This is a genomic window from Mycobacterium parascrofulaceum ATCC BAA-614, from assembly GCF_000164135.1.
GTDB lineage: Bacteria > Actinomycetota > Actinomycetes > Mycobacteriales > Mycobacteriaceae > Mycobacterium > Mycobacterium parascrofulaceum.
Window position 1 is genome coordinate 1,393,072 of record NZ_GG770553.1, and the last position, 17,433, is coordinate 1,410,504.

Consider the following 17,433-nt stretch of genomic DNA (forward strand, 5'->3'; position numbering starts at 1 on the left):
GCCGCCACGATGTTGGCCCGCGGGGCGGCCGCCCCACGACCGACCGGGACGGGCACCACGTTCAGCAACAGCACGCAGGCGCAGGCCGCGACGGCGCTGGCCCCGCCGGCGACGGCCAGGCTGGCCGTGGCCGACCGGCGCAGGGCGGCGGCGAACCGGCCGGGATTCTCGACCAGGTGCAGGGTGATCATGGCGAGCCCGGCCGAGACGGCCGTCGCGGCGAGCCTGGCCGGCAGCCCCGCGGGCTCGCCGAGCAGCGCCGGCATGAGCAGCAGCACCGGCCAGTGCCACAGGTACCAGGAATAGGAGATCCGGCCGATCGCGCGCATCGCCGGCCGGCACAGCAGCCGGCCGGCCCCCAGGCCGCCGGTGACGCTGCCGCCACCGACGACCAGCGCGGTGCCCAGCACCGGCAGCAGCGCCGCGGTGCCGGGGTAGGGCGTCCCGGCGCGCAGCTGCGTGCAGGTCAGCACGATCAGCGCCAGGCCGCCCCACCCGGCGATCGCCCCGGTCAGCAGCGACAGGCGCCGCCAGTGTCCGATCGACAGGGCCACCAGGCCGCCCGCGGCCAGTTCCCAGGCGCGGGTCGGCAGGGAGAAGAACGCCCACGGCGGCGACGTCCGGGTCCACAGCACGGCCGCGGCCAGCGACGCCGCCCCGACCAGCCCCAGCGCCACCGCATACGGGGTGGCCCCGCGCAAGGCGGGAACGCGCCGAACCAGCCAGGCCGTGGCGATGATCAGCATCGGCCACACCAGATAGAACTGCTCCTCCACGCCCAGCGACCAGTAGTGCTGGAACGGCGAGGCCGCGTGCGGGGTCAGGTAGTCGGTGCCCTGGGTGGCGAATCGGTAGTTGCCGACGTAGAGGGCGCTGGCGATGCCGTCGAGGAAGACGCTGCGCGCCTGCAACGGCGGCAGCACGACGGCCGCGCCGACGGCGGTGACGACGCCGACGACGGCGGCGGCCGGCAGCAGGCGGCGGGCACGCGCGGCGAAAAAGCGGCCCAGCGCAACGGTGTTGGTGGCGCTCACCTCACGGAACAGCAGCCCGGTGATCAGGAAGCCGGAGATGACGAAGAACACGTCCACGCCGACGTAGCCGCCGGTCACCCCCGGGATGCCCGCGTGGTAGAGCACGACCGCGATCACCGCGACGGCGCGCAACCCCTCGATGTCGGGGCGAAATCCGGTCCGCCGCACCGCCCGCTCCTGGTGGCGGGAGGGAGGTTGGTTCGCCCGGACGGTCATCGGTCTCCGCTAGGACGCCATCCACGCGAGCTCGCCGGGCAACTGTGCCCGCCAGTAGACGATGTCGTGGCCGCCCAGCGAGAAGCTGCCCGCCGGCGGCGTTTTCAGCTGATTCACGAACTGCCGGGTGGCCGGATAGAACCGGTCGAAGGTGCCGCAGTCCACGCGCAGCGGGATCTGCGACAGCGCCGGCACGCCCAGCACGCTGTTCTGCGTCCAGTCCTCGTTGCTGTCGAACGCCTTGGGGGCGCTGTCGGCGAACGAGGTGTACAGCGCCGGGCTGATCGCGCAGATCCCCGCGGTCCGCGCCGGGCCGAGCTTGGCGCCCAGGTGCAGCGCCCCGTACCCGCCCATCGACCACCCCATGAAGCCCACTCGGGAGGTGTCGAAGCCCATCGACGACAGCATCGGCAACAGCTCGTCGAGCACCATCGCGCCGGCGTCGGTGCCGTCGGCCCGCTTGTGCCAGTAGGAGTCGCTGCCGCCGTCGACCCCCACCACCGCGAACGGCGGCCTGCCCTCCTTGACCAGCTGGGCCAGGCCGTGCTCGACGCCGCAGTCGAGCATCATGTTGGCGTCGCCGTCCTTGCCGTGCAGGGCGATCACCGGGCGCAGCGTCCCGGTATGGCCGGGCGGCAAGGCGATCACGTAGTTCGTCTTCACGGCCCCGCGGGCGGCGGAGACGAACGAACCGGTGAGCCTGGTCGGCAGGTTGCTGCTCGCCGCGGACGGCTCGAAGGGGGCCGGGGCCTGCGGCAGCGTCGCGGCCTGCGGCCTGACCGGGTCGAGCAGGCCACTCAGGGCGAACACGCCAGCGGCTCCCAGGCCGGCGCTGGCTCCCATCCGCAGCACCGCCCGGCGTGTCAGGTCAGGCATGATCGCAATGATGCCGCCCGGGCCGGTGATTACCTGCCGAGCCACGCCGAAATGGAAGCATTGTGTGATCTGGCGTGACCTCCCGGTCTCCGACCGGTTACCTGCGGTGCACCGGGCCGCCGGGCGCGCGGCGGGTCCGGCGGCCGGGTTGCGGCGTCGTGATCGGACCACCGGCGCGGCGCCACCGGGGTGACGGGAGTGCCGCGGCCGCGTCGTATCTATTTGTGCTGCAACGTATTCGGTGCCGCGCCCGACGATCATGACCGCGCTCTGCGTGTGGCTATCCGGTGGCGACGGCGGCCGTCGGCGTGCTCGCCACCGCGCTGATCCGCGAGCAAGACCCGCACCTGTAAGCGGTCTCGGCAGTAGTGTCGTTCCCGTCGAGGGTCGCGAGGAAGCGAGACGCAATGACTGACGCGAACGTCGCCGGTTTCGAACCGCTGTACGACGAGGCAGGGCAGACCGGCGGGCGGATTCCCTGGGACATCGGCGGCCCGCAGCCGGCGGTGCAGCAGTTGGTGGCGTACGGCGGGATCCGCGGCGAGGTGCTCGATCCGGGAACCGGCCCCGGCTACCACGCCATTCACTTTGCCGCGCAAGGGTATTCGGCGACCGGAATCGATGATTCGCCGTCGGCCATCGAACGCGCCAAACGCAACGCCGAACGCGCGGGGGTCGAGGTCGATTTCCAGGTGGCCGACGCCACCCGACTGGAGGGGTTCGACGGCCGATTCGACACGGTGGTGGACAGCGCCTTCTACCACGTGTTCCTCAACGACGGCGTCGTCCAGACGCGATACGCGCAGGCCCTGCACCGGGCCACCAGGCCGGGCGCGCGGCTGTACATGTTCGAGTTCAGCCCGCACAACGTCAACGGCCTGCAGTGGACGGCGATACCCGCCGACAACTTCGAGCGGGTGTTCGGCGCCAACGGCTGGCGCATCGACTACCTGGGCGGCACGACCTACCAGGCCCGCTTCCTCAAGGAGACGTTCGACGCCATGAAGACGTTCGCGTCCGACCAGCAGGGCGAGATCCTGCAGCGGATGCGGCCGCTGGTGCACCGGCTCGGCGTCATCGACCCGCTGCTGGAAGACCACCGGGTGCACCTTCCGGTGTGGTCCGTGGTGGCCACCCGCCTGGACTGACCGCGGCTACGCGGTCCGGCATGGGCAGCACGGGGCAACTGCGCCAAGGGTTATCGCAGCGCCAGCTCAGCATGATCGCCCTCGGCGGGGTGATCGGCGCCGGCCTGTTCGTCGGGTCGGGGGTGGTGATCAAAGACACCGGCCCCGCGGCGTTTCTGTCGTACGCGCTGTGCGGGCTGCTGATCGTCCTGGTGATGCGGATGCTGGGCGAGATGGCGGCCGCGGACCCGTCGACCGGATCGTTCGCCGACTACGCGGCCAAGGCCCTGGGCGGCTGGGCGGGGTTTTCGGTCGCCTGGCTGTACTGGTACTTCTGGGTGATCGTGGTCGGGTTCGAGGCGGTCGCCGGCGGGAAAGTCCTGGGCTACTGGTTCCACGCGCCGCTGTGGCTGCTGTCGCTGTGCCTGATGCTGCTGATGACCGCCACCAACCTGTTCTCGGTCACGTCCTTCGGTGAATTCGAATTCTGGTTCGCCGGAATCAAAGTCGCGACCATCGCGGTCTTCCTCGGCGTGGGTGCGGCGTTCGTGCTCGGCCTCGTGCCCGGCCGCGCCGGTGGGCTGGCCAACCTCACCGCGCACGGCGGCTTCTTCCCCAAGGGCGTCGGCGCCGTCTTCGCCGCCATCGTGGTGGTGATCTTCTCCATGGTCGGCGCCGAGATCGTCACCGTGGCCGCCGCCGAGAGCCGGGACCCGCACCTCGCGGTCCAGAAGGCGACGCGGTCGGTGGTGACGCGGATTGGTGTCTTCTTCGTCGGCTCGATCTTCCTGCTGGTGGTGATCCTGCCCTGGGACTCGGTGGAACTCGGCGCCTCGCCGTACGTGGCCGCCCTGCACCACCTCGGGCTGCGCGGCGCCGACCAGGTGATGAACGCGGTGGTGCTCACCGCGGTGCTGTCCTGCCTGAACTCGGGGCTCTACACGGCGTCGCGCATGCTGTTCGTGCTCGCCGAACGCGGCGAGGCCCCGATGCGGTTGGTCAGCCTGAGCGGGCGCGGCGTTCCGCATATCGCCATCCTGTGCTCGTCGGCGGTCGGCTTCGGCTGCGTCGTCATGGCGCGCGTCGCGCCCGACACCGTGTTCCTGTTCCTGCTCAACTCCTCGGGCGCGATCATCCTGTTCGTGTACTGGCTGATCGCGCTGTCGCAGATCATCCTGCGGCGCCGCACCCCGGCCGAGAACCTGAGCGTGAAGATGTGGTTCTTCCCGGTGCTGTCGATCCTGACCCTCGCCGCGATCACCGCCGTGCTGGTGCAGATGGCCTTCGACCGCTCGGCGCGCAGCCAGCTCTGGCTCAGCCTGTTGTCGTGGGCGGTGGTGATCGGGCTGTACCTCGCGGCCCGCGCCCGCGGACGGCTTCCCGCGCGGCCCGGGGAGTGAGCCGCTCAGTCCGTCTTGGTCAGCAGGACCGCGTCCTCGAACGGCAGCCGCGCGAAAATCGGCCGCGCTCCGCCGCTCACGTGTTCGGCCGCCTCGGCCTTGGTGACCACCCGCGGGTCGGCGATGCCGAAGCCCTTGCCGTTGCGGCGCATCCGCCCGCCGCCCGCCGCGGTCAGGTTCTTCAGCCAGTCCCGATCCGGTCCGTAGGTCAGCAGGATCGCCACCCCGGGTTTGCCGTCGACGTCCGCGCTGAACACATTCACCGGTGTGCGGTAGGGCTTGCCCGAGCGGCGGCCGACGTGTTCGACGATCGCGAACGGTGGCAGCCAGCCGGCCCACAGCCGCTGAACCGGGTTGGTGACGTGCCGATTGAACCGGGCGAGCGCTTGTGGCATCTGCATACCGCCATCCAACTCGCCGCCGCCGCCCCGCATCAACCAAACTTTTCGGCGCAAACGGGTCTACTGTCTGAACATGGGCGACTCGCCGGGTAACGAGGCGGCCCAGCGCGCCGAGGAGCTGTTGCGCAGGGGCCGGGACCTCGCCGCGCGCAAGCCCATCACCTCCCAGGACGTCGAGCGCGCCACCGACCGCGCCGGGCACGCCCACGACCGGGACCACGACGCGCACCACCGCGAGCGATATCGCCACTATGAAGCCGCCGCCGCGCACGAGCGGGCCGCCGAAATCCACGAACTCGCAGTCGCCGAGGGCCTCGGGGACGTCGGCGCGCACCGGCTCGCGGCGGAACGGGAACGCGAGGCCGCCCGCCGGAACTTCCTGGCCGCGCAGCAAGCCGACCCGCACGGCGACGACTGACCCGTCCTGCTACACCCTGTAGTTGAAGCGGTCGCGGGGGCTGGGACACTGGTCGTCATGGGAAGCAGTGACCAGGCGACCGCGCGCGCCGGGACGACGGCGGAGTCGGCCCGGCTGTTCGCCGATGCCTGCGCCGTCATCCCCGGCGGGGTGAACTCACCGGTGCGGGCGTTCACCGCGGTCGGCGGCACCCCGCGCTTCATCACCGAGGCGAACGGGTGCCGGCTCACCGACGCCGACGGCAATCGCTACGTGGACCTGGTCTGCTCCTGGGGCCCGATGATCCTGGGGCACGCCCACCCCGCGGTCGTCGAGGCCGTCACCAACGCCGCGTCGCACGGCCTGTCGTTTGGCGCGCCAACGCCGTCGGAGAGCCGGCTGGCCGCCGAGATCATCGAGCGGGTGCCGCCCGTCGAGCGGGTCCGGCTGGTCAACTCCGGCACCGAGGCCACCATGAGCGCGATCCGGCTGGCCCGCGGGTTCACCGGCAGGCCCAAGATCGTCAAGTTCTCCGGCTGCTACCACGGCCACGCCGACGCCCTGCTCGCCGACGCGGGCTCCGGGGTGGCGACGCTGGGCCTGCCGTCCTCGCCCGGGGTCACCGGCGCGGCGGCGGCCGACACGATCGTGTTGCCCTACAACGACGTTGACGCCGTGCGCGAGACGTTCGCCCGGTTCGGCGACCAGATCGCCGCGGTGATCACCGAGGCCAGCCCCGGCAACATGGGGGTTGTCCCGCCGGCGCCCGGCTACAACGCCGCGCTGCGCACGATCACCGCCGAGCACGGTGCGCTGCTGATCGTCGACGAGGTGATGACCGGCTTCCGGGTCAGCCGAAGCGGTTGGTACGGAATCGATCCCGTCGCCGCCGACCTGTTCACCTTCGGCAAGGTGATGAGCGGCGGGCTGCCCGCCGCCGCCTTCGGCGGGCGCGCCCAGGTGATGGAGCGGCTGGCCCCGCTGGGGCCGGTGTATCAGGCCGGCACGCTGTCGGGGAACCCGGTCGCGGTGGCCGCCGGCCTGGCGACGCTGCGCGCCGCCGACGCCGCCGTCTACGCCGCGCTGGACGACAACGCCGACCGGCTGGCCGGGCTGCTCTCCGGGGCGCTTACCGAAGCCGGTGTGGCGCATCAGCTTTCGCGGGCCGGCAACATGCTCAGCGTGTTCTTCTCCGACCCGCCGGTGACCGACTTCGCGTCCGCGCGGGCCAGCCAGACGTGGCGCTATCCGCCGTTCTTCCACGCCCTGCTGGACGCGGGCGTCTACCCGCCCTGCAGCGCCTTCGAGGCCTGGTTCGTCTCGGCGGCGCTGGACGACGCGGCGTTCGACCGGATCGCCGAAGCCCTGCCCACCGCCGCCCGCGCGGCCGCCCAGAAGGACCAGCCGTGATGGCCGAGCAGACCCGCGTCCACGTGGTGCGCCACGGCGAGGTGTACAACCCCGGCGGCGTGCTCTACGGCCGGCTGCCCGGGTTCCACCTGTCCGACCGGGGCCGGGAGCAGGCGGCCGCGGTCGCCGACGCGCTGGCCGGCCGGGACATCGCCGCGGTGGTCGCGTCCCCGCTGCAGCGCGCGCAGGAGACCGCGGCGCCCATCGCCGCCAAGCACGGGGTGGCCGTGGACACCGACCACGACCTGATCGAGTCGGCCAACTTCTTCGAGGGCCGCCGCGTCGGCCCGGGCGACGGCGCCTGGCGCGACCCGCGGTTCTGGTGGCAGTTGCGCGACCCGTTCACCCCGTCGTGGGGCGAGCCGTACGCCGAGATCGCGGCGCGGATGACCACCGCGGTGGACAAGGCGCGCGCCCGCGGCGCCGGCCGCGAGGTGGTGTGCGTCAGCCATCAGCTGCCGGTGTGGACGCTCCGGCTGCACCTGACCGGCCGCCGGCTGTGGCACGATCCGCGCCGCCGGGAGTGCGGCCTGTGCTCGATCACCACCCTGGTGTACGAGGGCGACCGGCTGGCCGGCGTCGAGTACGTCGAACCGGCGGGGCCGTAGTGATCCGGCGACTGGCGACGGCCGGGGTCGTGGTGACGACCCTGCTCGCGGGCTGTTCGTCCGGTCGCGACGCGGTGGCCCAGGGCGGCACCTTCGAGTTCGTCTCGCCCGGCGGCAAGACCGATATCTACTACGACCCGCCGTCCAGCCGCGGCCGCCCCGGCCCGCTGTCCGGGCCCGACCTGGCCGACCCGGCCCACCCCCTGTCGCTGGACGATCCGATCTTCGCGGGCCGCGTCGTCGTCATCAACATCTGGGGGCAGTGGTGCGGGCCGTGCCGGGCCGAGGTCGGCCAGCTGCAGCAGGTGTACGACGCCACCCGCGACACCGGGGTGTCCTTCCTGGGCATCGACGTGCGGGACAGCAACCGGCAGGCGGCGCTGGACTTCGTCAACGACCGCCACGTGACGTTCCCGTCCATCTACGACCCGGCGATGCGCACGCTGATCGCGTTCGGCGGCAAGTACCCCACCACCGTGATCCCGTCCACGCTGGTCCTGGACCGGCAGCACCGGGTCGCCGCGGTGTTCCTGCGCGAACTGCTGGCGCCCGACCTGCAGCCCGTGGTGCAGAAGTTGGCCCGGGAAAAGTGAGCGGCTTCACCCAGATCGCCGCCGCCGGGCCGCTCCTCGTGGCCCTCGGCGCGTGCCTGCTGGCCGGCCTGGTGTCGTTCGCCTCGCCGTGCGTGGTGCCGCTGGTCCCCGGCTACCTGTCCTACCTGGCCGCCGTCGTCGGCGTCGACGAGCAGCCGCCCCCCGGCGCCGTCAAGGCCCCGCCGTCGGCGCGGTGGCGGGTCGCGGGGTCGGCGGCGCTGTTCGTCGCCGGGTTCACCACGGTGTTCGTGCTGGGCACCGTCGCCGTCCTCGGCATGACGACCGCGCTGATCACCAACCAGCTGTTGCTGCAGCGGGTCGGCGGCGTGCTGACGATCGTCATGGGGCTGGTGTTCGTCGGCCTCATCCCGGCCCTGCAGCGTCAGGCCCGGTTCAGCCCGCGGCAGCTGACCACCGTCGCCGGGGCGCCGCTGCTGGGCGCGGTGTTCGCGCTGGGCTGGACGCCCTGCCTGGGGCCGACGCTGGCCGGCGTGATCACCGTGGCCTCGGCCACCGACGGCGCGAGCGTGGCCCGCGGCATCGTCCTGGTGATCGCCTACTGCCTGGGACTCGGCATCCCCTTCGTGCTGCTGGCCTTCGGCTCGGCGGGCGCGGTGGGGGCCCTGGGCTGGCTGCGGCGCCACACCCGGGCCATCCAGATCTTCGGCGGCGCACTGCTGATCGCGGTCGGCGCGCTGCTGGTCAGCGGGGCGTGGAACGACTTCGTCTCGTGGCTGCGCGACGCCTTCGTGTCCGACGTGAGGTTGCCGATTTGAGCGCCCCGGTAGAGCTGCTCGCGCCCCTTGGCGCCCGGGTCCGCAACACCTGGCGCGCGTTGACCTCGATGGGCACCGCGCTGGTGCTGCTGTTCCTGCTGGCGCTGGGCGCGATACCCGGGGCGCTGCTGCCGCAGCGCAACCTCAACGCGGGCAAGGTCGACGACTACCTGAAGGCGCACCCGGTCATCGGGCCCTGGCTGGACCGGCTGCAGGCGTTCGACGTGTTCTCCAGCTTCTGGTTCACCGCCATCTACGTCCTGCTGTTCGTCTCCCTGGTCGGCTGCCTGACGCCGCGGATGATCGAGCACGCCCGCGGCCTGCGCGCCACCCCGGTGCCCGCCCCGCGCAACCTGGCCCGCCTGCCCAAGCACGCCAGCGCCCGCATCGACGCCGAGCCCGACCGGCTCAACGCCCTGGCGAACAGGATCACCGGCGGGCTGCGCGGCTGGCGCACGGCCATCCGGCACGAGGGCGAGGCCGTCGAGGTGTCCGCGGAGAAGGGCTACCTGCGGGAGTTCGGCAACATCGTCTTCCACTTCTCCCTGCTGGGCCTGCTGGTCGCGGTGGCCGTCGGCAAACTGTTCGGCTACGAGGGCAACGTGATCGTCATCGCCGACTCCGGCCCGGGGTTCTGCTCGGCCTCACCGGCCGCGTTCGACTCGTTCCGCGCCGGCAACACCGTCGACGGCACGTCGCTGACCCCGATCTGCATCCGCGTCAACGACTTCCAGGCGCACTACCTGCCGTCGGGGCAGGCCACCTCGTTCGCCGCCGACATCGACTACCAGGCGGGCCACGACCTGGCGGCCAACAGCTGGCGGCACTACCTGCTGGAGGTCAACCACCCGCTGCGCGTCGGCGGTGACCGGGTGTACCTGCAGGGCCACGGCTACGCGCCCACCTTCACCGTGACGTTCCCGGACGGGCAGACGCGCACGTCGACCGTGCAATGGCGGCCCGACAACCCGCGGACCCTGCTGTCGTCGGGGGTGGCGCGCATCGACCCGCCCGCCGGCAGCTATCCCAACGCCGCCGAGCGACGCCAGCACGAGATCGCGATCCAGGGCCTGCTGGCGCCGACCGAGCAGCTCGACGGGACGCTGCTGTCGTCGCGCTTCCCGGCCCTGAACGCCCCCGCGGTGGCCGTCGACATCTACCGCGGCGACACCGGGCTGGACACCGGGCGGCCGCAATCGCTGTTCACGCTCGATCCACGGCTGATCCAACAGGGCCGGCTGACCAAGGAGAAGCGGGTCAACCTGCGCGCCGGGCAGGAGGTGCGGATCGAGGCGGGCCCGGCGGCCGGCACCGTCGTCCGCTTCGACGGCGCCGTGCCGTTCGTCAACCTGCAGGTCTCCCACGATCCCGGCCAGGCCTGGGTGCTGGTCTTCGCCGTCACGATGATGGCCGGCCTGCTGGTTTCGCTGCTGGTGCGCCGCCGCCGGGTGTGGGCCAGGCTCACCCCGGCGGCCGGTACGGTGAACATCGAACTGGGCGGGCTGGCGCGCACCGACAATTCCGGGTGGGGCGACGAGTTCGAGCGGTTGACCGAGCGGATGTTGAACGGCCTGGGCGAGCCCGGTCCGGAGCAGTCGCCCAAGCCCCCCGCGTCCAGAAGGAGTTCTCAGGTGGACGTCAAATGAACACGCTGCACGTCAACATCGGGCTGGCGCGCTACTCCGACTGGGCGTTCACGTCGGCCGTCGTGGCGCTCGTCATCGCGTTGCTGCTGCTGGCCTTCGAGCTGGCCTACGCGGGCGGTCGCCGCGTCGACCGGCGCGAGCGCGTCCTCGCCGGGGCGGTCGCCCCGGACGGCGTCACCCCCGGCATCGTCGAGGACGTCCCCCAGCGGCCGCTGGACGAACGGGTGGGGCGGGCCGGGCTGGCCGTCGTCTACCTCGGCATCGGGTTGCTGCTCGCCTGCATCGTGCTGCGCGGCCTGGCCACCCTGCGGGCGCCGTGGGGCAACATGTACGAGTTCATCAACCTGACCTGCATGTGCGGGCTGCTCGCCGGCGCGTTCGTGCTGCGCCGCCCGCAATACCGCCCGCTGTGGGTTTTCCTGCTGGTGCCGGTGCTGATCCTGCTCACGGTGTCCGGGCGCTGGCTCTACACCAACGCCGCGCCGGTGATGCCCGCGCTGCAGTCCTACTGGCTGCCCATCCACGTGTCGGTGGTCAGCCTGGGCTCCGGGGTGTTCATGGTCGCCGGCATCGCCAGCATCCTGTTCCTGCTGCGCACGTCGCGGCTGGGCGAACCGGACGCCGACGGGGCGCTGGCCCGGATGGTGCGGCGGTTCCCCGACGCGCAGACCCTGGACCGCGTCGCCTACCGCACCACGATCTTCGCCTTCCCGGTGTTCGGGTTCGGCGTCATCTTCGGCGCGATCTGGGCGGAGGAGGCGTGGGGCCGGTACTGGGGCTGGGACCCCAAGGAGACCGTGTCCTTCGTCGCCTGGGTGATCTACGCGGCCTACCTGCACGCCAGGTCGACGGCGGGGTGGCGGGACAGGAAGGCGGCCTGGATCAACGTCGCGGGGTTCGTGGCCATGGTCTTCAATCTGTTCTTCGTTAATCTGGTGACCGTGGGCCTGCATTCGTATGCGGGCGTGGGGTGACCGCCAGCGACCGACCCAAGTAACGCAACAAGGGGGAGTGCACGTGTCCGACCATCCGACGACGGGCGTCGGGGCGCCCGATCAGCCGACCACGCAATTGCCTCCGCAGGCGGAGTCCACCTCGCCTGACGACCAGCCGGAGTCCGACGGCGGCGACGCCCCGACCCGTGCGTTCGCCGGGTTCCGCACCGAGCGGCGGCCGGCGGCCCCGCGCGAGGCGGCGCCGCCCACCACCGCGAGGCCGGCGGGGATGCCGCCGTGGGACGCCACCCCGGTGACCGGCATCCAGCGGGTCGACCCGACCGCCTACGGGGCCTACTACACCGGCCCGGCCGACGCGCTGCCCACGCAGGCCCCGCCGCGACCCGAGCCCCTGCCGCACACGCCGTACCCGGAGCTGTCCACCGGCATGCTGCTGCGGCCCGTCAAGCCGCCGCCGTCGGAGGGCTGGCGCCGGCTGCTCTACGAGCTGTCCGGTCACCGGATCAACCTCGGGGAGGGGGCGCGGGCGGCCCGCTACAACAACCTGGTGGCGCAGGTGAACCGGCCGCTGCGCGGGTGCTACCGCATCGCGCTGCTGTCGCTGAAGGGCGGCGTCGGCAAGACCACCATCGCCGCCACCATGGGCGCCACCTTCGCCTCCATCCGCGGGGACCGGGTGGTGGCGGTCGACGCCAACCCCGACCGCGGCACCCTGAGCCAGAAGATCCCGCTGGAGACGTCGGCGACGGTGCGCCAGCTGCTGCACGACGCCGGCAGCATCGAGCGCTACAGCGATGTCCGCCGCTACACCTCGAAGGGGCCCAGCGGCCTGGAGGTCCTGGCCTCGGAGACCGATCCGGCGGTGTCGGAGGCGTTCGGCGCCGACGACTACACGCGGGTGCTCGACGTCCTGGAGCGGTTCTATGGCCTGGTGCTCACCGACTGCGGCCCCGGCCTGCTGCATTCGGTGATGTCCTCGGTGCTGGAGAAGGCCGACGTCCTCGTCGTGGTCAGCTCCGGCTCGATCGACGGCGCGCGCAGCGCGTCGGCGACGCTGGACTGGTTGGACGCGCACGGCCACCAGGAGATGGTCCGCAACTCGATCGCGGTCATCAACGGGGTGCGGGCACGGACCGGCAAGGTCGACATGAACAAGGTGGTCGACCACTTCTCCCGCCGCTGCCGCGCGGTTCAGGTGGTGCCGTTCGACCCGCACCTCGAAGAGGGCGCCGAGATCGAATTGGACCGGCTCAAGCGGTCGACCCGCGAGGCGCTCACCGAGCTGGCGGCCATCGTGGCCGACGGGTTCCCGGGCGACCAGCGCAACCCCGGGGTCGCGTAAGCACGGGGCTCAGCGGGGGTTGTTGTCCCCGTGACCCAACCGCCGCAGGAAATCCGGATCGTCGTCGGGTCCGATAACGCGCGTCTTCGCGCGGTGGGTTTGCGACCGCGCGGTGCGCCAGCCAACGTAGATCAGCGTCCCCAAAATCAGGACGAGCAGCAGGTAGAGCACTCAACACCTCCTTGGTCGAATATACCCGCGTCGTAGGCTTTCCCCTGTGTCAGACGAAGCCAGCGACAACAGCACCGGGGCGGGCCGGGCGCAGGCCGCCGGCCGTCGGGCGGTGGTCGACGTCCTGCTCTATGCCGCGGCGCGACTGCTGCTGGCGGTGGTGCTCACCGCCGCGATCTACGGCGTGGGGCGGCTGGTGGGCGTCAGCCAGTTCCCGATCGTGGTCGCCGCGTTGTTCGCTCTGATCATCGCGATGCCCCTGGGCATCTGGTTGTTCGGCCCGCTGCGCCGGCGCGCCACCGCGTCGCTGGCGATCGCCGGTGAGCGGCGGCGCCGGGAGCGCGAACAGCTGCGGGCACGGTTGCAGGGCGAGACGCCGCCCGACGAGGGCGGCGGCGCGGCGCCTTAGAGCCGCGGCATCCGCACGACCTGCGCGGCATAGCTCAGCCCCGCGCCGTAGCCGATCAGCAGGGCCAGGTCGCCCGCCTTGGCCGCGCCGGTGGCCAGCAGCTCGGCCATCGCCAGGGGGATGGACGCCGCCGAGGTGTTCCCGGTGTGCTCGATGTCGTTGGCGATGACGGCGTCGGGCCGCAACTCCAGACCCTTGGCGAGGACCTCGTTGATGCGGCTGTTGGCCTGGTGCGGCACGAACACGTCGATCTCGTCGGGCCGGACGCCCGCGGCGTCCATCGCCTGCCTGCCGACCTTGCCCATCTCGAACGCCGCCCAGCGGAACACCGCGCTGCCCTCCAGCCGCAGGAACGGGCGGGGACCGGTGGGGGCGTCCATGTAGTCGATCCAGTCGATGTCCTGGCGTATCGCCAGGGCCTGTTCGCCGTCGCTGCCCCAGACGGTCGGGCCTATGCCCTGATCGGGCGTCTCGCCCACCACCACCCCCGCCGCGCCGTCGGCGAAGATGAAGCAGTTGGTGCGGTCCTGCATGTCCACGGTGGGGGACAACTTCTCCGAACCGAGGACCAGCACCTTGGCGGCGGTGCCGCCGCGGATCATGTCGGCGGCGACGCCCAGCGCGTAGCCGAAGCCGGCGCACCCCGCCGAGACGTCGAACGCGGGCACGCCCGTGGCGCCCAGCGCGGCCGCGACCGCGGGCGCGCAGGCCGGGGTCTGCAGGAAATGGGTGCTGGTCGCGACGATCACGCAGTCGATGTCGGACGGCGCCAGCGCGGCGCTCGCGATCGCCGCGCGCCCGGCCTCGGTGGCCATGGACGCGGCGGACTCGTCGCGGGCGGCGAACCGGCGGGTCTTGATCCCGGTCCGCGAGAAGATCCACTCGTCGGACGACTCGATGTTCTGGCAGATCTCGTCGTTGGTGACCACCCGCTCGGGGCGGTACGCCCCGACACTGAGCAATCCGATGTTCTTCGGCCCACTGGTCGCGGCGATCTGCTTCACTGCTGTCCCCGATCGGTGCTCGTGTGCGCGGCCGTCGGTGCCGACGCCGGTCCCTCATTGTTATCGGATCCGGCGGCGCTGTTGCACTCGAGTGCGCAATTGGGCGGCGAGACCCCGGCAATTCGCGCCGTCGGCGCGTGGGCGGTCAGTGGGCCAGCGCCAGCGCCGCCGCCACCGCGATCGCCCAGGCGACCATGGCCAGGCCCGTATCGCGCAGCACGGGAATCAGTTCCGGGCCGACGCGCCCGGTGCGCACCGGTCCCGCGGCGCGCAGCGCCAGCGGCGTGGCCACCAATCCGACGGCGCACCACGGCGTGGCCGCCATCAGCGCCAGGGTCAGCACCGCGGCGGTGGCCAGCAGCGCCAGGTACAGCACGCGGGTGCGGGCATCGCCGAGCCGCACCGCCAGGGTGATCTTTCCCGAACGCGCGTCGGTCGGGATGTCGCGCAGGTTGTTGGCCACCAGCACCGACGACGACAGCGCCCCGATCGACACCGCCAGCGCCAGCCCCACCCGGTCCACCCGCAACGCCTGGGTGTACTCGGTGCCCAGCACGGCCACCAGGCCGAAGAACACGAACACCGCGACCTCGCCAAAACCCGCGTAGCCGTAAGGTTTCGAGCCGCCCGTGTACAGCCAGGCGCCGGCGATGCACATCGCGCCCACCGCGATCAGCCACGGCGCGCTGACGAGGGCGAGCGCCAGCCCGGCCGCCGCCCCGATCGTCAGGCTCGCCACCGCGGCGGCCAGCACCGACCGCGGGCTGGCCAGCCGCGAACCCACCAGGCGCACCGGGCCGGCCCGCTCGTCGTCGGTGCCGCGGACGCCGTCGGAGTAGTCGTTGGCGTAGTTGACGCCGACGGTCAGCGCGACCGCGACCGCCAGCGCGAGCAGCGCCTTCCACCACACCGCCGACCCCAGCCACGCCGCCGCGCCGGTGCCCGCCACCACCGGCGCCACCGCGTTGGGGAGCGTCCGCGGCCGCGCACCGGAGATCCACTGCCCGAAATTGGCCACCAGGACATCCTGCCAGCACGCCGTCGCGCCCCGCCCCCACGATGCGGCGACGGCGATGCACCACAATGGGCGGATGCTCGGAGTCATCGGCGGCAGCGGCTTTTACACGTTCTTCGAGTCCGACACCCGCGCCGTGGACGTCGACACCCCGTACGGCCCGCCCAGCGCCCCGGTGACCATCGGCGCCGTCGGGGGACACCAGGTCGCGTTCCTGCCCCGGCACGGGGCCGGCCACCAGTTCTCGGCGCACACCGTGCCGTACCGGGCCAACATGTGGGCGCTGCGCAAGCTCGGGGTGCGACGGATCTTCGGCCCGTGCGCGGTCGGCAGCCTGCAGCCCCGGCACGGGCCGGGCGCCGTCGTGGTGCCCGACCAGCTGGTCGATCGCACCAGCGGCCGCCCCGACTCGTACTTCGACTCCGGCGGCATCCACGTCGACTTCGCCGACCCGTACTGTCCCACCCTGCGCGCGGCCGTCACCGGGCTGCCCGGCGTGGTCGACGGCGGCACCATGGTGGTGATCCAGGGGCCGCGGTTTTCCACCCGCGCGGAAAGCCGGTGGTTCGCCTCCGCCGGGTTCGCGCTGGTCAACATGACCGGCTACCCGGAGGCGGTGCTCGCCCGGGAACTCGAAATGTGCTATGCGACAATCGCTTTGGTCACCGACCTGGACGCCGGGGTGACGGCCGGCGAGGGGGTGACCACCGTCGAGGTGTTCGCCGAATTCGAGAAGAACATCGAGGGATTCAAGCAGTTGGTGCGCGAGGCGATCGGCCGCGTGGCCAGCGAACGCAACTGCACGCACTGCCTGCCGCACACCGGCGTGACGCTGCCCGTCGAGCTGCCATGAGGGTGTTGCTCACCGGCGCGGCCGGTTTCATCGGCACGCGGGTGGCCGCGGCGCTGCGGGCGGCGGGGCACGACGTCATCGGCGTCGACGCGTTGCTGCCGGCGGCACACGGCCCGAATCCGGTGCTGCCGCAGGGCTGTCACCGCGTCGACGTCCGCGACGCCGACGCCCTGGCGCCCCTGCTGGACGGGGTGGACGTGGTGTGCCATCAGGCGGCGATGGTCGGGGCGGGCGTGGACGCCGCCGACGCCCCGGCCTACGGCGGCCACAACGATTTCGCCACCACGGTGCTGCTGGCGCAGATGTTCGCCGCCGGGGTGCGGCGCCTGGTGCTGGCGTCGTCGATGGTGGTCTACGGGCAGGGCCGGTACCGCTGCGGGCGGCACGGGGACGTCGACCCGGTGCCGCGGCGGCGCGCCGACCTCGACGCCGGCATCTTCGAGCACCGCTGCCCGGTCGGCGACGAGGAGCTGGCTTGGCGCCTCGTCGACGAGGACACCGCGCTGCGGCCGCGCAGCCTGTACGCCGCCAGCAAGACCGCGCAGGAGCACTACGCGCTGGCGTGGGCGGAGGCCGACGGCGGCTCGGTGGTGGCGCTGCGCTACCACAACGTCTACGGCCCGGGCATGCCGCGCGACACCCCGTATTCCGGGGTGGCGGCGATCTTCCGCTCGTCGCTCGAAAGGGGTGAGCCGCCAAGGGTTTTCGAGGACGGCGGGCAGATGCGCGACTTCGTCCACGTCGACGACGTGGCCGCCGCCAACCTGGCGGCCGTCACCTCGACGCGCGACGGCTTCACCGCGGTCAACGTCTGTTCGGGGCGGCCGATCTCGATCCTGCAGGTGGCCGGCGCGCTGTGCGATGCGCGCGGCGGCGCGTTCTCCCCGGTGGTCACCGGCCAGTACCGCAGCGGCGACGTGCGCCACATCGTCGCCGACCCGTCCCGGGCGGCCGAGGTGCTGGGTTTCCGCGCGGCCGTCGACCCGGCCGACGGCCTGCGGGAGTTCGCGTTCGCCCCGCTGCGCTGAGCGGCTTACGCCTGCGGCGGCCGGTAGATCTTCGGCTTGTCCACCGGGATCTGTCGCGTCTCGGAGTCGTCACCGCGGAAGAGCCGCGGCCCGGTGGCGATCCGGGTGGTCACGGCGGCCGACGGCGGGCCGGCGTGACCCACCGGGACGCGCGCCCTGGGGCCGGCGGGG

General features: G+C 72.3%; 19 protein-coding genes. 13 read left to right on the plus strand and 6 right to left on the minus strand.

The window, feature by feature from the left end; translation table 11 throughout:
• Window positions 1–1,250, minus strand: a 1,250-nt coding sequence (locus tag HMPREF0591_RS06560; RefSeq protein ID WP_007167674.1) for an acyltransferase family protein, incomplete at its 3' end; no start/stop codon positions are given.
• Window positions 1,251–1,259: 9 nt separating this feature from the next.
• Complete coding sequence (locus HMPREF0591_RS06565) at window positions 1,260–2,126, minus strand: alpha/beta hydrolase (protein ID WP_425270138.1); 867 nt, start codon at window positions 2,124–2,126, stop codon at window positions 1,260–1,262.
• Between the two features lie 407 nt (window positions 2,127–2,533).
• Here HMPREF0591_RS06565 and HMPREF0591_RS06570 point away from each other — a divergent pair, with 407 nt between their 5' ends.
• Complete coding sequence (locus HMPREF0591_RS06570; protein ID WP_007167677.1) at window positions 2,534–3,274, plus strand: class I SAM-dependent methyltransferase; 741 nt, start codon at window positions 2,534–2,536, stop codon at window positions 3,272–3,274.
• 20 nt (window positions 3,275–3,294) lie between these two features.
• Window positions 3,295–4,653, plus strand: a complete 1,359-nt coding sequence (locus tag HMPREF0591_RS06575) for an amino acid permease (RefSeq protein WP_007167678.1) — start codon at window positions 3,295–3,297, stop codon at window positions 4,651–4,653.
• 5 nt (window positions 4,654–4,658) lie between these two features.
• Here HMPREF0591_RS06575 and HMPREF0591_RS06580 read toward each other — a convergent pair whose 3' ends face one another.
• Window positions 4,659–5,054 (minus strand): nitroreductase family deazaflavin-dependent oxidoreductase, encoded by a 396-nt coding sequence (locus tag HMPREF0591_RS06580; RefSeq protein WP_040621961.1) that lies wholly within the window; start codon window positions 5,052–5,054, stop codon window positions 4,659–4,661.
• 73 nt (window positions 5,055–5,127) lie between these two features.
• Between HMPREF0591_RS06580 and HMPREF0591_RS06585 the strand changes: the two genes are divergently transcribed.
• The 8 genes from HMPREF0591_RS06585 to HMPREF0591_RS06620 all read left to right on the plus strand — a co-directional run bounded on the left by HMPREF0591_RS06585 (window position 5,128) and on the right by HMPREF0591_RS06620 (window position 12,782).
• Window positions 5,128–5,472, plus strand: coding sequence for a hypothetical protein (locus HMPREF0591_RS06585; protein WP_007167680.1), 345 nt, complete (start codon window positions 5,128–5,130; stop codon window positions 5,470–5,472).
• A 57-nt stretch (window positions 5,473–5,529) separates the two neighbouring features.
• Window positions 5,530–6,861, plus strand: a complete 1,332-nt coding sequence (gene hemL, locus HMPREF0591_RS06590) for a glutamate-1-semialdehyde 2,1-aminomutase (protein ID WP_007167681.1) — start codon at window positions 5,530–5,532, stop codon at window positions 6,859–6,861.
• Window positions 6,861–7,469 (plus strand): histidine phosphatase family protein, encoded by a 609-nt coding sequence (locus HMPREF0591_RS06595; protein WP_007167682.1) that lies wholly within the window; start codon window positions 6,861–6,863, stop codon window positions 7,467–7,469. The genes hemL and HMPREF0591_RS06595 overlap by 1 nt, the downstream gene beginning before the upstream one ends.
• 2 nt (window positions 7,470–7,471) lie before the next feature.
• Complete coding sequence (locus tag HMPREF0591_RS06600; RefSeq protein ID WP_040621964.1) at window positions 7,472–8,062, plus strand: TlpA disulfide reductase family protein; 591 nt, start codon at window positions 7,472–7,474, stop codon at window positions 8,060–8,062.
• Window positions 8,059–8,838, plus strand: coding sequence for a cytochrome c biogenesis CcdA family protein (locus tag HMPREF0591_RS06605; RefSeq protein WP_007167684.1), 780 nt, complete (start codon window positions 8,059–8,061; stop codon window positions 8,836–8,838). Before HMPREF0591_RS06600 ends, HMPREF0591_RS06605 begins: the two co-directional genes overlap by 4 nt.
• A 68-nt stretch (window positions 8,839–8,906) precedes the next feature.
• Window positions 8,907–10,484: a cytochrome c biogenesis protein ResB gene (locus HMPREF0591_RS06610; RefSeq protein WP_040621285.1), complete on the plus strand. Its 1,578-nt coding sequence runs from the start codon at window positions 8,907–8,909 to the stop codon at window positions 10,482–10,484.
• Window positions 10,481–11,458 (plus strand): c-type cytochrome biogenesis protein CcsB, encoded by a 978-nt coding sequence (gene ccsB / locus HMPREF0591_RS06615; protein ID WP_007167686.1) that lies wholly within the window; start codon window positions 10,481–10,483, stop codon window positions 11,456–11,458. Before HMPREF0591_RS06610 ends, ccsB begins: the two co-directional genes overlap by 4 nt.
• A 37-nt stretch (window positions 11,459–11,495) precedes the next feature.
• Window positions 11,496–12,782 (plus strand): MinD/ParA family ATP-binding protein, encoded by a 1,287-nt coding sequence (locus HMPREF0591_RS06620; protein WP_085981525.1) that lies wholly within the window; start codon window positions 11,496–11,498, stop codon window positions 12,780–12,782.
• A gap of 9 nt (window positions 12,783–12,791) precedes the next feature.
• On the opposite strand, the gene HMPREF0591_RS31915 is transcribed toward HMPREF0591_RS06620, so the two are convergent.
• Window positions 12,792–12,953, minus strand: coding sequence for a hypothetical protein (locus HMPREF0591_RS31915; RefSeq protein ID WP_007167688.1), 162 nt, complete (start codon window positions 12,951–12,953; stop codon window positions 12,792–12,794).
• A gap of 46 nt (window positions 12,954–12,999) precedes the next feature.
• On the opposite strand from HMPREF0591_RS31915, the gene HMPREF0591_RS06625 reads away from it, so the two are divergent.
• On the plus strand, window positions 13,000–13,362 hold the full coding sequence (locus HMPREF0591_RS06625; protein WP_007167689.1) for a DUF4229 domain-containing protein: 363 nt from the start codon (window positions 13,000–13,002) through the stop codon (window positions 13,360–13,362).
• Here HMPREF0591_RS06625 and fabH read toward each other — a convergent pair.
• On the minus strand, window positions 13,359–14,366 hold the full coding sequence (gene fabH / locus HMPREF0591_RS06630; RefSeq protein ID WP_007167690.1) for a beta-ketoacyl-ACP synthase III: 1,008 nt from the start codon (window positions 14,364–14,366) through the stop codon (window positions 13,359–13,361). The genes HMPREF0591_RS06625 and fabH overlap by 4 nt on opposite strands.
• Window positions 14,367–14,511: 145 nt before the next feature.
• On the minus strand, window positions 14,512–15,384 hold the full coding sequence (locus HMPREF0591_RS06635; RefSeq protein WP_040621969.1) for a 1,4-dihydroxy-2-naphthoate polyprenyltransferase: 873 nt from the start codon (window positions 15,382–15,384) through the stop codon (window positions 14,512–14,514).
• 73 nt (window positions 15,385–15,457) lie between these two features.
• On the opposite strand from HMPREF0591_RS06635, the gene HMPREF0591_RS06640 reads away from it, so the two are divergent.
• On the plus strand, window positions 15,458–16,234 hold the full coding sequence (locus HMPREF0591_RS06640; RefSeq protein WP_040621290.1) for an S-methyl-5'-thioadenosine phosphorylase: 777 nt from the start codon (window positions 15,458–15,460) through the stop codon (window positions 16,232–16,234).
• The gene (locus tag HMPREF0591_RS06645; protein WP_007167693.1) at window positions 16,231–17,262 is read left to right on the plus strand and encodes an NAD-dependent epimerase/dehydratase family protein; all 1,032 of its coding nucleotides are present in this window, start codon (window positions 16,231–16,233) and stop codon (window positions 17,260–17,262) included. Before HMPREF0591_RS06640 ends, HMPREF0591_RS06645 begins: the two co-directional genes overlap by 4 nt.
• Window positions 17,263–17,433 lie beyond the last annotated feature (171 nt).

What these genes read in the sequence shown, in the direction of transcription:
- HMPREF0591_RS06565 (WP_425270138.1), bottom strand. Translation starts at nt 2,126, where the DNA reads ATGCCTGACCTGACACGCCGGGCGGTGCTGCGGATGGGAGCCAGCGCC.
- HMPREF0591_RS06570 (WP_007167677.1), top strand. Translation starts at nt 2,534, where the DNA reads ATGACTGACGCGAACGTCGCCGGTTTCGAACCGCTGTACGACGAGGCA.
- HMPREF0591_RS06575 (WP_007167678.1), top strand. Translation starts at nt 3,295, where the DNA reads ATGGGCAGCACGGGGCAACTGCGCCAAGGGTTATCGCAGCGCCAGCTC.
- HMPREF0591_RS06580 (WP_040621961.1), bottom strand. Translation starts at nt 5,054, where the DNA reads ATGCAGATGCCACAAGCGCTCGCCCGGTTCAATCGGCACGTCACCAAC.
- HMPREF0591_RS06585 (WP_007167680.1), top strand. Translation starts at nt 5,128, where the DNA reads ATGGGCGACTCGCCGGGTAACGAGGCGGCCCAGCGCGCCGAGGAGCTG.
- hemL (WP_007167681.1), top strand. Translation starts at nt 5,530, where the DNA reads ATGGGAAGCAGTGACCAGGCGACCGCGCGCGCCGGGACGACGGCGGAG.
- HMPREF0591_RS06595 (WP_007167682.1), top strand. Translation starts at nt 6,861, where the DNA reads ATGGCCGAGCAGACCCGCGTCCACGTGGTGCGCCACGGCGAGGTGTAC.
- HMPREF0591_RS06610 (WP_040621285.1), top strand. Translation starts at nt 8,907, where the DNA reads ATGGGCACCGCGCTGGTGCTGCTGTTCCTGCTGGCGCTGGGCGCGATA.
- ccsB (WP_007167686.1), top strand. Translation starts at nt 10,481, where the DNA reads ATGAACACGCTGCACGTCAACATCGGGCTGGCGCGCTACTCCGACTGG.
- HMPREF0591_RS06640 (WP_040621290.1), top strand. Translation starts at nt 15,458, where the DNA reads ATGCTCGGAGTCATCGGCGGCAGCGGCTTTTACACGTTCTTCGAGTCC.
- HMPREF0591_RS06645 (WP_007167693.1), top strand. Translation starts at nt 16,231, where the DNA reads ATGAGGGTGTTGCTCACCGGCGCGGCCGGTTTCATCGGCACGCGGGTG.